11 protein-coding genes are annotated in these 13,145 nt (G+C 63.0%); 7 read left to right on the forward strand and 4 right to left on the reverse strand.

Going from position 1 to position 13,145, the window contains the following annotated elements:
- Window positions 1–54: 54 nt before the first annotated feature.
- The 3 genes from ACWF6P_RS25970 to ACWF6P_RS25980 form a co-directional block, all read right to left on the reverse strand.
- The gene (locus ACWF6P_RS25970; protein ID WP_452622998.1) at window positions 55–1,446 is read right to left on the reverse strand and encodes a glutamate decarboxylase; all 1,392 of its coding nucleotides are present in this window, start codon (window positions 1,444–1,446) and stop codon (window positions 55–57) included.
- A 143-nt stretch (window positions 1,447–1,589) separates the two neighbouring features.
- Window positions 1,590–2,357, reverse strand: coding sequence for a sensor domain-containing protein (locus tag ACWF6P_RS25975; RefSeq protein ID WP_452622999.1), 768 nt, complete (start codon window positions 2,355–2,357; stop codon window positions 1,590–1,592).
- Window positions 2,354–3,280, reverse strand: coding sequence for a hypothetical protein (locus tag ACWF6P_RS25980; protein WP_378647129.1), 927 nt, complete (start codon window positions 3,278–3,280; stop codon window positions 2,354–2,356). The genes ACWF6P_RS25975 and ACWF6P_RS25980 overlap by 4 nt, the downstream gene beginning before the upstream one ends.
- Before the next feature lie 68 nt (window positions 3,281–3,348).
- On the opposite strand from ACWF6P_RS25980, the gene lspA reads away from it, so the two are divergent.
- The 5 genes from lspA (at window position 3,349) to dnaE (ending at window position 10,215) form a co-directional block, all read left to right on the forward strand.
- The gene (lspA, locus tag ACWF6P_RS25985; RefSeq protein WP_452623000.1) at window positions 3,349–4,050 is read left to right on the forward strand and encodes a signal peptidase II; all 702 of its coding nucleotides are present in this window, start codon (window positions 3,349–3,351) and stop codon (window positions 4,048–4,050) included.
- Complete coding sequence (locus ACWF6P_RS25990; RefSeq protein ID WP_007733161.1) at window positions 4,047–4,973, forward strand: RluA family pseudouridine synthase; 927 nt, start codon at window positions 4,047–4,049, stop codon at window positions 4,971–4,973. The genes lspA and ACWF6P_RS25990 overlap by 4 nt, the downstream gene beginning before the upstream one ends.
- Window positions 4,970–5,644, forward strand: coding sequence for a hypothetical protein (locus ACWF6P_RS25995; protein WP_452623001.1), 675 nt, complete (start codon window positions 4,970–4,972; stop codon window positions 5,642–5,644). Before ACWF6P_RS25990 ends, ACWF6P_RS25995 begins: the two co-directional genes overlap by 4 nt.
- The gene (gene rarD / locus ACWF6P_RS26000; RefSeq protein ID WP_452623002.1) at window positions 5,641–6,579 is read left to right on the forward strand and encodes an EamA family transporter RarD; all 939 of its coding nucleotides are present in this window, start codon (window positions 5,641–5,643) and stop codon (window positions 6,577–6,579) included. Before ACWF6P_RS25995 ends, rarD begins: the two co-directional genes overlap by 4 nt.
- Before the next feature lie 99 nt (window positions 6,580–6,678).
- Entirely contained in the window at window positions 6,679–10,215 is a 3,537-nt protein-coding gene (dnaE, locus tag ACWF6P_RS26005; RefSeq protein WP_452623003.1) for a DNA polymerase III subunit alpha, read from the forward strand.
- A gap of 95 nt (window positions 10,216–10,310) precedes the next feature.
- Here dnaE and ACWF6P_RS26010 read toward each other — a convergent pair whose 3' ends face one another.
- Entirely contained in the window at window positions 10,311–10,544 is a 234-nt protein-coding gene (locus ACWF6P_RS26010; protein ID WP_452623004.1) for a hypothetical protein, read from the reverse strand.
- A gap of 222 nt (window positions 10,545–10,766) precedes the next feature.
- Here ACWF6P_RS26010 and ACWF6P_RS26015 point away from each other — a divergent pair, with 222 nt between their 5' ends.
- Entirely contained in the window at window positions 10,767–11,201 is a 435-nt protein-coding gene (locus ACWF6P_RS26015) for a nitroreductase family deazaflavin-dependent oxidoreductase (RefSeq protein WP_378636908.1), read from the forward strand.
- Between the two features lie 111 nt (window positions 11,202–11,312).
- A complete protein-coding gene (locus tag ACWF6P_RS26020; protein WP_378547185.1) occupies window positions 11,313–13,088 on the forward strand; it encodes a pyruvate dehydrogenase in 1,776 nt (591 codons plus the stop codon).
- Window positions 13,089–13,145 lie beyond the last annotated feature (57 nt).

A 13,145-nucleotide genomic window follows, 5' to 3' on the forward strand; every position in this document is an offset into this window, starting at 1 on the left:
GCCGTCGACTCCCGAAAGGGAGTCGACGGCCGCTCGTTTGTGCGACAAGCGACGTCAGTGATGGAATCCCTCGGTGACGCGCGGCCGCGGCATCGGGCTGTCCAGTTCGTCGAGGAACGCGGTTTCCTCCTCGATGATGCGCAGCAGATTGGCCGCCAGGTCCATGCTCAGCCCGTTACGAACCACGATGCGCTGCACTGTCAGATCTGCGAGATCATCGGGCATGGGATAGGCCGGCACCAACCAACCCTTGCCGCGGAGTCGGTCCGACAGGTCGTACAGCGTCCAGTTGGACGTGTGCCCCTCGGCGAGGCGCCACGCGAAGACGGGGATGTCGGACCCGTCGTTCCACAGCTCGAAGGCGTCGAGTTTCCCGATCCCTTCGGCGAGGAACTTCGCCACGTCTTGCGAGGACTGCTGGATCGCGCGATAGCCGTCGTGACCGAGACGCAGGAACAAGTAGAACTGCAGGATCACCTGAGCGCCGGGGCGCGAGAAGTTCAGTGCGAAGGTCGGCATGCTGCCGCCGAGGTAGCTCACTTTGAAGACGAGGTCGTCGGGAAGTAGATCCTGCGATCGCCAGACCACCCATCCGAGGCCCGGGTAGACGAGTCCGTACTTGTGCGCCGAGGTGTTGATGGAATGCACGCGCGGTAGCCGGAAATCCCATTCGAGTTCGGGCTGCAGGAACGGTGCGATCATCGCACCGGAAGCGCCGTCGACGTGAATGGGGACGTCGAGGCCGGTCTTCTCCTCGATGGCGTCGAGCGCCTTCGAGATTTCCAGGACAGGCTCGTACATGCCGGTGTACGTGACACCCATGATCGCGACGACGCCGATGGTGTTCTCGTCGACGTACTTGTCCAGATCATGACCGTCGAGGGTCCGATGTTCTTCGCTGATGGGCACGTAGCGCGCTTCGACGTCCCAGTAGTTGCAGAACTTCTCCCAACACACCTGTACGGCGGAACTCATGATCAGATTGGGTTTGTCCGTGGACTTACCCGCGGCCTTTCGTGCGTGCTGCCAGCGTCGTTTCATCGCGAGGCCACCCAGCATGCAGGCTTCGGACGAACCGATCGTCGAAGTGCCGATGGAGTCCTTGGGAGAGGGTGAGTGCCAGAGATCGGCAAGGATGCGCCAGCAATAGGTTTCGATCGCGGCGGTTTGCGGATACTCGTCCTTGTCGATCATGTTCTTGTCGAACGACTCGGTATACAGCTTGGTTGCGTGGTCGTCCATCCACGTGCTGACAAACGTCGCGAGATTGAGTCGCGCATTGCCGTCGAGCATCGTTTCGTCGTGGACGATCTGATAGGCGGTCTCGGGAAGCATGCCGTCGGGTTCGAGTGTGTATTTCGACGCAACCGAATCCTCGCCTGGCCTCGAGAAGATCGGATTGACGGCTACGTAATCGGTGTGATCTGACCTTCTGGGTTCCGGCATGAACTCTGGCTCCTCACATCAGTGTGTCGCGTTGGTCTGTTTCGTACCTACTCTCACCGTTCAGTGTGGACGGGCAGTTGTCAAAGGGTCTGTGGTCCCGAATCATTCGCGAGTCGCCCGGGCCGGGCAGGTTCCGCTCGCTGCTACGGCATTTGCGCGCGCAGTCGATCCGCAGCAGCCGAGGCCATCGACTGCAGAACGTCGGGTGCGATCGGACTCGGCGCCGTCGCGGACACCTGTGTCAACGTCGTCCCCACAGCTGCGACTATCGCATCGGCCACCAGGGTGAATCCGCCACTCTCCGTGATGATTCGGTAAGCGAAAGATGCGTCACCGACATTCGGCGCCGACGATCCACCGGCGCGATAGGTGATTTTCGTTCCGTCGGCATCTGTTCCTGAATACTCTGTGCACCCAGCCAGAGTCGTCTGCAGTTTCTCGAAAGCTGCTGCTGCCGCAGTGCCGTCGGCGTACGAAGCCGAGTCCTGATCGATGCTCGTGAAATCGGGGCCGGTGAACATGTCGGAGAGGTCGGCGACGGATCCGGTGGCCTGGGTGGCTATCGGCGCCAGAACCTGAGCGCACACCGCCGGATCGGTGCTCGACTTGTCCGCCTCCGAACTCTCCGACGCCGGTGCGAGGCCGAGGTCGTCGACCGGATCGGGAACTATGTCGAAGTCCGCGGGTAGTTCGGAGAGGGTGAGCGCTGCGCGTTGGAGGCCGTCACGGTCGAGGGGTGCCCCGCTCAGTGGTGCGGCCGGAGCAACCGTGAACGGCGCCAAGCCGACCTGGGGTGCGGAAACCTGCGTAGTCGTATCGCTGCTGGGGGATTCGTCCGAGCCGCAGCCGGTCACGACGAACAGTGCCGCCGTCGCCGTCAGGCCCAGTGAGAGAAGAGATCGACTGTTCACGATTCCCACCGAATGCTGTTCGAGATGGTCTGCCGGATCACCGAGGAACTGTCCGGATCGCCGTATGCCTGGTCTCCGCCGACGGTCATTTGTCCGTCGATCGGCAAGGGGAGTGAGAGGTCGACGGTGAGGTTTCCGGCGCCGGCCATGACGTACTGATCGATGTTCAGCGTTCCGGCGTCACCGGCCAGGTTCCAGACCGGGCTCTGCGGGGTCTGCGATACGTCCACGGCGAGCGAGAGCCGATTGCCCTCGCGTGCGGTGAGAGTGACGGTGGTTGTCTGGTCGAGCAGGATTTCGCTGCTGACTTGCTGGCGAACCACCCAACGCGCACCGACACCGACGGGAGCGTCGGGAAGTGCAACGGTCCGGTACACCGCTTGGCCGAGCGCCTGCTCGATCGCGGCGCGGGCGGCATTGGCCGAGTTTGCGGACGGCTTCAGCCGTAGGGCGGTGATGGCGCCCGAATCCGTGACGGACAATCCAGCCGCAGATCCGTCGGCCCCGCTCAGTGCTGCCTGCAACGTTGCATCCGGCGAGGTCATCGACGACAGCGTCAGGTCTACGACCGCCGTGGGATCGTCGGCTGTCACGTTTGCCGAGAGCGGAATCGTGATCTCCGGCGAAGAGAAATCCTGCGCCGGCTGTTGATCGATCTGTTGACTCACGACGGCCTGGGTGACGAGCGTCGCCGTCTGCGTGGTGCCGACAGGCAAGTTCGTGCGCAAAACCTCGCGCGGCTCGCTTCCCGCATCGAGTACTTCGACCGTCGCGGCGGTCACCGGAACAGTGACTTCACTCGGCGAGGAGGTCGGAGTGTTCGGAGGTTGATCCGAGTCGCCGCAAGCGGTGAGAACGGTGGTGAGAGCGAGGGCAGCGAGGGCGAACGGAACGCGTCGGCCGGTCGTGGACAGCAGTGGCACGCGCTCCAGGCTAGCCGCAGTTGCAGAGTGCGTGACCCGGTGCGGTGAACATGAGGGATGATGGTTGCGTGAGTACAGACCACCCAGACCGAGATGTCAACGCGGAGGATCAGCCGATTACCGAAATCTCGAAGGCCGACGAGCCCGAAACCGTGCAGCAGAAAGACGCGAAACCGGAAGTTGCGGAATCTGAGGGCGGCGACCCGGCCGAGTCGTCGGCTGCGAAGCCCCGCAAGCTGACCACGCTCATTGCCATCGCGGCGGTCATCCTGCTCTCGGACATTCTCACGAAGGTGTGGGCTGTCGCCGCAGTCAAGCCGGGGCAGCCGATCGAAATCATCGGTGACGTGGTCACATTCACGATGGTGCGCAATCCGGGGGCAGCGTTCTCGATGGCGACGTCGATGACGTGGATCCTCACCCTCGTCGCAATCGGTGTGGTCATCGGTGTGATCAAGATCGGCCGCACACTCCGATCACCGTGGTGGGCGCTCGGTCTCGGCCTGGTTCTCGGCGGCGCGCTGGGTAACCTCGTCGACCGATTCTTCCGCTCTCCCGGAATCATGCGCGGACATGTGGTGGACTTCGTCTCCGTCGGCTGGTGGCCGGTGTTCAACATCGCGGATTCCGCGATCGTCTGTGGCGCGATCCTGCTCGTCATCCTGACACTGTTCGGCTTCGAACCCAACGGTGAACGTCTGCGTGATCACAAGACGGACGACGAGAAGCTCACCGATTCGAAGGCAGCAGCCGAGGGGGAAACCAAGTGAGGGAATCCCGTTCGATGCCAGTGCCCGACGGCCTCGACGCCATGCGCGTCGACGCGGGCTTGGCGCGCCTCCTCGGACTCTCGCGCACCGTGGTCGCGACACTCGCGGAGGAAGGCTCAGTACTCGTCGACGGTGTGGCTGTCGGCAAGTCCGATCGTCTGACCGCAGGGTCGTGGCTCGAGGTCGTCTTGCCCGAACCACCGCGGCCGTTGACCATCGAGGCGACGCCGGTCGAGGGGATGGAGATCCTCTATGCCGATGACGACGTCGTGGCAGTCGACAAGCCTGTCGGAGTTGCCGCGCACGCCAGCGTCGGTTGGACAGGACCGACCGTCATCGGTGGACTCGCCGCGGCCGGTTTCCGGATCTCGACGTCCGGTGCCCACGAGCGCCAGGGAATCGTCCACCGTCTGGACGTCGGTACGTCGGGCGTCATGGTGGTTGCCACGTCCGAGCGCGCGTACACGCTGCTCAAGCGGGCATTCAAGCAGCGGACAATCGACAAGCGCTACCACGCTCTCGTACAGGGACACCCCGACCCGAGCAGCGGAACCATCGACGCCCCAATTGGACGCCACCACGGTAACGACTGGCGGTTCACGGTCACGGCCGACGGCAAGCCCAGCGTCACGCACTACGACACCATCGAGGCGTTCCAGGCCGCGAGTCTGCTGGACGTGCACCTCGAGACCGGTCGTACACACCAGATTCGCGTGCACTTCTCGGCATTGCGCCATCCGTGCTGCGGCGACCTGACGTACGGCGCGGACCCTCGACTTGCCGAACGGCTCGGCCTCGAGCGCCAGTGGCTGCACGCCGTGTCTCTAGGATTCGCACATCCGGCGGACGGTCGCTGGGTCGAGATCAAGAGCAAGTACCCGAAGGATCTCGAACACGCACTCGAAGTTCTCCGGTCCTCATGACACCGCGCGGGCTTGTTCCCGCGTTGGCCGTCGTCGCAGTGGCGGCGGTGGTCGGTGTGGGGTTCGCGAATCCCGTGCCGACCCCGCCGATCAGGACGGACACTCTCGGTCCGGACAGTGGGGAAGCTGTGCCGGACTACCTCGATCGAGCGCGAGATTCTGTTGCGTCGGTCGACGGGCCGGTGTGGGCCTTGGTCTCGTTCACGAAGGCACTCACCGTCGACGAGGTCATCACGACGACGACCAGCAGCTCTCAGGTTTCGAGTGTTCGCGTGTCCGATGTTCGGGTGGCGAGGGTCATGTTTCGAGTACCGATCGAGCGCGTCCAGACGCCGCTCATGTCCGTACCCGTTCCCGACAACGACGAGGCAGTGCGCAGATCGCCCGGTGTTGCAGCCACGCGATTGGTCGCGCTCGGCGGCGACACCGATCGCCAGCAACAGGTGGCGCTCGCGTCGGCGAAGCAATTGTCCGCCGGATGCGCCTGCGCGGTGGGTGTGCTGGTGCGAGCTACTCCCGAAGGACTCGAAGCGATCGGACGTGAGTCGAATGTCCGTGCAGTGGAGGCATTGCCGTCCGACGCCTCGCCGTGGTTCGCGGCTGTTCGCCCCTTGCTGCCGGAGTACGTGGACGTCGTTGCTCCCGGCCCCGACGACGGCCCGGTCCCGTGAGCGAGGACAAACGCGGTAGATCCGGTTCGTCCTCGGGGATCTTCTACGGAGTAGCGGCTTTCCTGTTGTGGGGAACGTTCCCGGCTTTCTTCGGGCTTCTCGACTTCGCAGATCCGGTCGAGATCCTGGCGCACCGAGTGGTGTGGACCCTTCTGCTGATGCTGATCGTGTTGGCCTGCGCCGGCCGCCTCGGATCACTTCGCGGAATCAGCGCACGCACCTGGCTCCTGGTGACTGCGGCCTCAGCGGCAATCGCGGTGAATTGGGGAACGTACATCTATGCCGTGGTGTCCGGCCGCGTCGTGGAGGCGGCCCTCGGGTACTTCATCAACCCGCTGGTCACCGTTCTGCTCGGCGTCGTGATCTTCCGCGAAAGATTGCGCCGCGCTCAGGTTGCCGCGCTCGTCCTCGCCGCCACGGCAGTAGTCGTGATCACGGTCGACTTCGGCAAACCACCGATCGTCGCATTGGTGCTCGCCGGTTCGTTTGCCACCTACGGGTTGGTCAAGAAGGTCGTTCCGCTCGATCCTCGAACCAGTTTGACCGCCGAGGGAGTTGTTGCCGCACCCTTCGCGGTCGGCTACCTCGTGTTCCTCGGCCTGACCGGGGCCGGCGCCTTCATCAGCAGCGGCGCCGGACACAGCCTGTTGCTGCTCGCGGCCGGCCCTGTCACCGCGCTGCCACTGCTCCTTTTCGGCGTCGCCGCTCAGCGAGTTCCGTTGGCGACGATGGGCATGCTGCAGTACCTCACCCCAGCGCTGCAGATGGCGTGGGGCGTGGCCGTCATGCACGAGGACATGCCGGCGTCACGGTGGATCGGCTTCGTTCTGATCTGGGCCGCGCTGGTGATCTTCACGACAGACACCTTCGTCGCAAGCCGGCGTTCTCGGCGTTCGATGAGGTCGAGCGTCGAACCTGAGGTTCCGGTCACGTGATCCGAGGCGGCACGCTGCGACTCCACGATGGCGGTCGCCGAACGTGTCGGCAGCGCGGCATACACTCGATCTCGCTCCCAGACCTTCAGAGAGGCGCACGTGGCTGACTCGTTCGTACATCTTCACAATCACACCGAGTACTCGATGCTCGACGGTGCGGCCAAGGTCGGCGCCATGTTCGAGGAGGCCGCTCGTCTCGAAATGACCGCCGTCGGCATGACCGACCACGGAAACATGTACGGCGCCAGCCAGTTCTACAACGAAGCCAAGAGCGCCGGCATCAAGCCGATCATCGGCATCGAGGCCTACATCGCGCCGGAATCCCGCTTCAACACCAAGCGAGTTCTGTGGGGAGACCGCAGCCAGAAGTCCGACGACGTCTCCGGTAGCGGCGCGTACACCCACATGACGATGGTGGCCGAGAACGCGACCGGGCTCCGGAACCTCTTCAAGCTGTCCTCGCTCGCGTCCATCGAAGGCCAGCTCGGCAAGTGGCCCCGCATGGACGAGGAGCTCATCGCATCGCACGCCGAGGGCATCATCGCCACCACCGGTTGCCCGTCGGGTGAGATCCAGACGCGTCTTCGTCTCGGTCACGATCGCGAAGCTCTCGAAGCTGCCGCGAAGTGGCAGGAGATCTGGGGACCGGACAACTTCTTCCTCGAACTGATGGACCACGGTCTCTCGATCGAGCGCCGTGTGCGCGAGGGCCTGCTCGACATCGGCAAGCAACTCGGTATCCCGCCGCTTGCCACCAACGACTGCCACTACGTCACCAAGGACGCCGCCGAGAACCACGAGGCGCTGCTCTGCATCCAGACCGGCAAGACGCTCTCGGATCCGACGCGCTTCAAGTTCGACGGCGACGGCTACTACCTCAAGTCCGCTGCCGAGATGCGCGCCATCTGGGACAACGAAGTACCAGGGGCATGCGACAACACCGTTGCCATCGGCGAGCGCGTGCAGTCGTACGACGACGTCTGGGCGTTCCACGACCGCATGCCGATCTTCCCGGTCCCGGAGGGCCACACGCAGCAGACCTTCCTGCGCGCCGAGGTGATGCGCGGGCTGGACCGCCGCTTCCCGAGCGGACCTCCGCAGGAGTACCTCGCCCGCGCCGACTACGAGATCGGCGTCATCAATGAAATGGGCTTCCCGGCCTACTTCCTCGTGGTCGGCGACCTGATCAACCACGCCAAGGACGTCGGGATCCGCGTCGGACCCGGTCGAGGGTCGGCTGCCGGTTCGTTGGTGGCCTACGCGATGGGTATCACCAACATCGACCCCATCCCGTACGGGTTGCTGTTCGAGCGATTCCTCAATCCCGAGCGCGTGTCCATGCCCGATATCGATATCGACTTCGATGATCGCCGTCGCGGCGAGATGGTTCGCTACGCGACGGACAAGTGGGGCAACGACAAGGTCGCCCAGGTCATCACCTTCGGCACCATCAAGACCAAGGCAGCCATCAAGGACTCGGCTCGCGTCCAGTTCGGCAAGCCGGGCTTTGCCATCGCCGATCAGATCACCAAGGCACTGCCGCCGCCCATCATGGCCAAGGACATCTCGGTTTCCGGTATCACCGATCCGAAGCACGAGCGGTACAAGGAGGCCGTCGAGGTTCGGGCGCTCATCGACTCCAGCCCGGACGTCGCGAAGATCTACAAGACAGCGGTGGGTCTGGAAGGGCTGATCCGTAACGCCGGTGTGCACGCCTGCGCGGTCATCATGTCGTCCGAACCGCTCACCGACGCTATCCCGGTGTGGAAGCGCGCCCAGGACGGCGCCATCATCACCGGTTGGGACTACCCCTCGTGTGAAGCCATCGGTCTGCTCAAGATGGACTTCCTCGGCCTGCGAAACCTCACGGTCATCGGTGACACCCTCGAGAACATCAAAGCCAACCGCGGCATCGACCTCGACCTCGACACGTTGCCGATGGACGATGCGGCAACCTACGAACTGCTCGCCCGCGGTGACACTCTCGGCGTGTTCCAGCTCGACGGCGGCGGTATGCGCGAGTTGCTGAAACTGATGCAGCCCACCGGATTCGGCGACATCGTGGCCGCATTGGCGCTGTATCGACCGGGACCGATGGGTGTGGACGCCCACATCTCGTACGCCAAGCGCAAGAACGCCTTGGAAGACGTCAAGCCGATTCACCCCGAGTTGGAGGAGCCGCTCGCGGAGATTCTCTCGGAGACGTACGGCCTGATCATCTACCAGGAGCAGATCATGCAACTGGCGCAGAAGGTGGCCGGTTACACCCTGGGTCAGGCCGACTTGCTGCGTCGCGCCATGGGTAAGAAGAAGCTGTCCGAGCTGGAAAAGGCGTACGCCGGGTTCCGTCAGGGAATGCTGGACAACAACTTCAGTGAGGCGGCCATCAAGGCGCTGTGGGACACGGTCCTTCCCTTCGCCGGCTACGCGTTCAACAAGTCGCACTCCGCCGGATACGGGCTCGTGTCGTATTGGACTGCGTACCTCAAAGCGAACTACCCGGCCGAGTACATGGCCGGTCTGCTCACCTCTGTCGGTGACGACAAGGACAAGTCCGCGATCTACCTCGCAGACTGCCGCAAGTTGGGCATCACCGTGCTTCCGCCGGACGTCAACGAATCGCGAGTCGACTTCGCGACCGTCGGCGACGACATTCGTTTCGGTATGGGGTCGGTGCGCAACGTCGGCGCCAACGTCGTGGCCTCGATCATCAAGGCGCGTACCGAGAAGTCGAAGTTCACCGATTTCTCCGACTACCTCGGCAAGATCGACGCGATGGCCTGCAACAAGAAGGTCACCGAATCTCTCATCAAGGCCGGTGCTTTCGACTCGTTGGGTCATCCGCGCAAGGGTCTGATGTTGGTTCATGCCGACGCCATCGATTCCGTGATGAGCACCAAGAAGGCGGAGGCGATCGGCCAGTTCGACCTCTTCGGCGGGGCTGAGGCTGACGAGTCGATCACCTCGGTGTTCGACGTCAAGATTCCCGAGGAAGAGTGGGACTCCAAGCATCGCCTGGCACTCGAACGAGAGATGTTGGGGCTGTACGTCTCCGGCCATCCGCTCAACGGCGTCGAGCACATTCTTCGGCAGCAGTCCGACACGTCCATCGCCGCGATACTCGAAGGCGGCGTTCAGGACGGCGCCCAGGTCACTCTCGGCGGCATCATCGCCTCGGTGGATCGCCGGGTCAACAAGAACGGTCTGACCTGGTGCATCGTGCAACTCGAAGATCTCGTGGGTGGAATCGAGGTGCTGTTCTTCCCACAGGCTTACGCCGTGTACGGAATGGACATCGCCGAGGATGCCATCGTGTTGGTCAAGGCTCGCGTCTCGATCCGTGACGATCGGATGTCGCTGATCGGCAACGACCTTGCGGTGCCTGATATCTCGGCGATCGGGGTCGCGCGTCCGCTGTCGGTCTCGTTGCCGCTACGACAATGCACCAAGGACAAGCTCAGTGCTCTCAAGCAGGTGCTGACCAGGCATCCGGGAACGTCCGACGTACATGTCCGGCTGATCGGAGGAACCGAAATCAGCTTGTGGAAGGTCGACGACGTCCTTCGGGTCGAACCGTCCTCAGCGCTGATGGGTGACCTGAAGGCATTGCTCGGACCGAGCTGTCTGACGGTCTGACCGCCGACCGAGCGGACCTGAATCGAACGAAGGGGCCTTGCTGCTGATGCAGCAAGGCCCCTTCGTGGTCCGTCAGAGATCGGGGAGTGCAGTGATCAGGTGGTGCGTGAGTAGTGAACACGTCGCGTCCACCAGGTGATCACCGTTGCTGTTGCGGCAGTAAGTACGGCCACCTGCATCGACTGCGTGACGGCACCTGCGACGACGAACAGCACGAAACCGACTACCAGAGCTTCGATCTTGTACAGCGGCCACCGAGTCCCGGCCAGATCGACGCAATGATCGGGTGAGGGGTGTGATTCGCGAGTGGAGATATCTGCGGTGGTCATCTCGTCCCTTTCCCGGTGCAGTCTTTTTCACGATGTGGCGCGGCTAGCTGATACGGCTGTTCGAAGCTGTGGTTTCAGAGTAGCCAGAGATGAGAGTTCGGGCAAGCGAACTTTATTGATCGGCAGCTCACTTAATCGATCAACCAGGGGAGTGCGCCGGCGACAGACCTGGTCGGCGTGGTTCGGTGGCCAAGGCAGTCGAGTGGGTGTTCACTGGTACACATGCCAATCACAGGTGAGTACGAACCCAGTCCAGCGTCGTGGGCCGCCGATCAGGTCGCACGCATCGAGAACTCCGGCGGCACCGAGGGAAACGACATGAACGGCATGCCCGTCGTCGTTCTCACGACCATCGGGGCAAAGTCCGGCAAGGTCAGGAAGACGCCGCTGATGCGCGTCGAGCACGACGGTTCGTATGCCGTAGTGGCTTCGCTTGGCGGCGCCCCGAAGAATCCGGTCTGGTACTACAACGTCATAGCGAATCCGCACGTCACGCTGCGTGACGCGACGCAGGTCTTCGACCTCGTAGCTCGTGAAGTCACCGGAGACGAGAAGGCGGTCTGGTGGGAGCGCGCTGTCGCTGCGTACCCCGACTATGCCGATTATCAGACGAAGACCGATCGTGAGATCCCGGTGTTCGTGCTCGAACCCAAGTAACGCAGTCCTCACGAAACGGCAGTCCACAAGAAGCACTGCATAAACCACAAGTAAATCGTCACTCGCGGGGGTCGGCGATCCCGACGCCCGTGAGTGTGTCATGGAGGTCTGATGAGTCCGAAAACCGTTGCAGATCAATTGGTTCAGCAGCTCGTTGACGCGGGTGTCAGTCGGATCTACGGAATTGTCGGAGACAGTCTCAATCCCATCGTCGATGCGGTTCGTCGCACCGGTGGTTCTGAAAAGGGCGGAATCGACTGGATACACGTCCGTCATGAGGAAGCAGCCGCATTTGCCGCCGCAGCAGATGCCCAGATCACCGGAAAACTCGCGGTGTGTGCAGGATCCTGCGGCCCCGGAAACCTTCACCTGATCAACGGCCTGTACGACGCTCATCGCTCGGGCGCCCCGGTCCTCGCGATCGCCTCACACATCCCCAGTGCGCAGATCGGTATGGGCTACTTCCAGGAGACGCATCCCGAGCGGATCTTCATCGAATGTTCGAGTTACACCGAACTCGTCAGTACGCCAGTGCAATCACCCCGCGTGGTGCAGTCTGCCATTCAGCATTCGGTCGCTCGAAACGGCGTCTCGGTGATCGTGCTTCCCGGCGACATTGCCGACTGCCCAGCCGAAGGCACCCCGCCGACACTCGTCGAAACGCGAAGGCCGACAGTCGTTCCGGATGCCGGTGATGTGAAGGCGTTGGCAGATGTGATCAACGGCTCGCGCAAAGTCGCGATCTTCGCCGGCGCCGGTGTGCGAGACGCACGCGCGGAAGTATTGGCGCTGGCCGAAACCGTCGGCGCTCCCATCGGGCATTCACTGCGTGGCAAGGAATGGATCCAGTACGACAACCCGTACGACGTCGGGATGACCGGATTGCTGGGTTACGGTGCGGCGCACGACGGTATCCACGGCGCCGATCTCCTGCTCCTGATCGGTACGGACTTTCCCTACGATCAGTTCTTGCCCGACGACGTTCGCACTGCTCAGATCGACATCGCGGCGGAGCGGTTGGGGCGTCGAACCAGCCTGGATCTGGCCGTGCACGGTGACGTCGCGAGTACCTTGAGTGCACTCATTCCGCAGCTCGATCGAAAGGCTGACCGCGGATTCCTCGAGGACACGCTCGCCAAGCACAACACTTTGATGACCAAAGTGGTTGGTGCATACACAGATCCGGTCAAGCAGCGCACGCCGATTCACCCCGAGTATGCGGCCTCGATCCTCGACGATCTGGCTGCGGACGACGCAATCTTCACCGCCGACACCGGCATGTGCAATGTGTGGACGGCGCGCTACCTCAATCCGAACGGATCGAGACGTTTCATCTCGTCGGCACTGCACGGATCCATGTCCAATGCACTCCCGCATGCGATGGGTGCGGCATGGTCCAGCCCGGGGCGACAGGTCATCTCGGTGTCGGGCGACGGTGGATTGTCGATGCTGCTCGGTGAGTTGGTCACCGTCGCCATGTACAAGTTGCCGGTCAAGATCGTGGTGTTCAACAACTCGACGCTCGGAATGGTCAAGCTCGAGATGCTGGTCGACGGCCTTCCGGATTTCGGGGTCGACGTGCCCGCGGTCGACTACGCGGCGGTCGCCGCTGCGCTCGGAATCTTCTCGCGGCGCATCGAGAATCCTGCCGACATCGAATCCGGTCTGCGCGCGGCGCTCGATCACGACGGACCGGCCCTCGTGGATCTGGTGACCGATCCGCTGGCATTGTCGTTGCCGCCCACCATCACCGGCGGTCAGATGAAGGGCTTCGCCTTGGCGATGTCGAAGATGGTGATGAACGGCGGCGTCGGCGAGGCAGTACAGATGGCCAAGTCGAATCTGCGGAACGTGCCACGTCCCTCGCAGTTGGATCCGCGCGGCTGACCTGCCCCCGCCCTGCCTCGCAGACAATGCGGGGCGGGGTGGTGGGAAGGTTGCGGC

The sequence above is a fragment of the Rhodococcus sp. NPDC055024 genome, from assembly GCF_053608585.1.

Coding starts and splice junctions, on each gene's coding strand:
- ACWF6P_RS25970 (WP_452622998.1), bottom strand. CDS start 1,446: ATGCCGGAACCCAGAAGGTCAGATCACACCGATTACGTAGCCGTCAAT.
- ACWF6P_RS25995 (WP_452623001.1), top strand. CDS start 4,970: ATGACACCGCGCGGGCTTGTTCCCGCGTTGGCCGTCGTCGCAGTGGCG.
- ACWF6P_RS26010 (WP_452623004.1), bottom strand. CDS start 10,544: ATGACCACCGCAGATATCTCCACTCGCGAATCACACCCCTCACCCGAT.
- ACWF6P_RS26015 (WP_378636908.1), top strand. CDS start 10,767: ATGCCAATCACAGGTGAGTACGAACCCAGTCCAGCGTCGTGGGCCGCC.
- ACWF6P_RS26020 (WP_378547185.1), top strand. CDS start 11,313: ATGAGTCCGAAAACCGTTGCAGATCAATTGGTTCAGCAGCTCGTTGAC.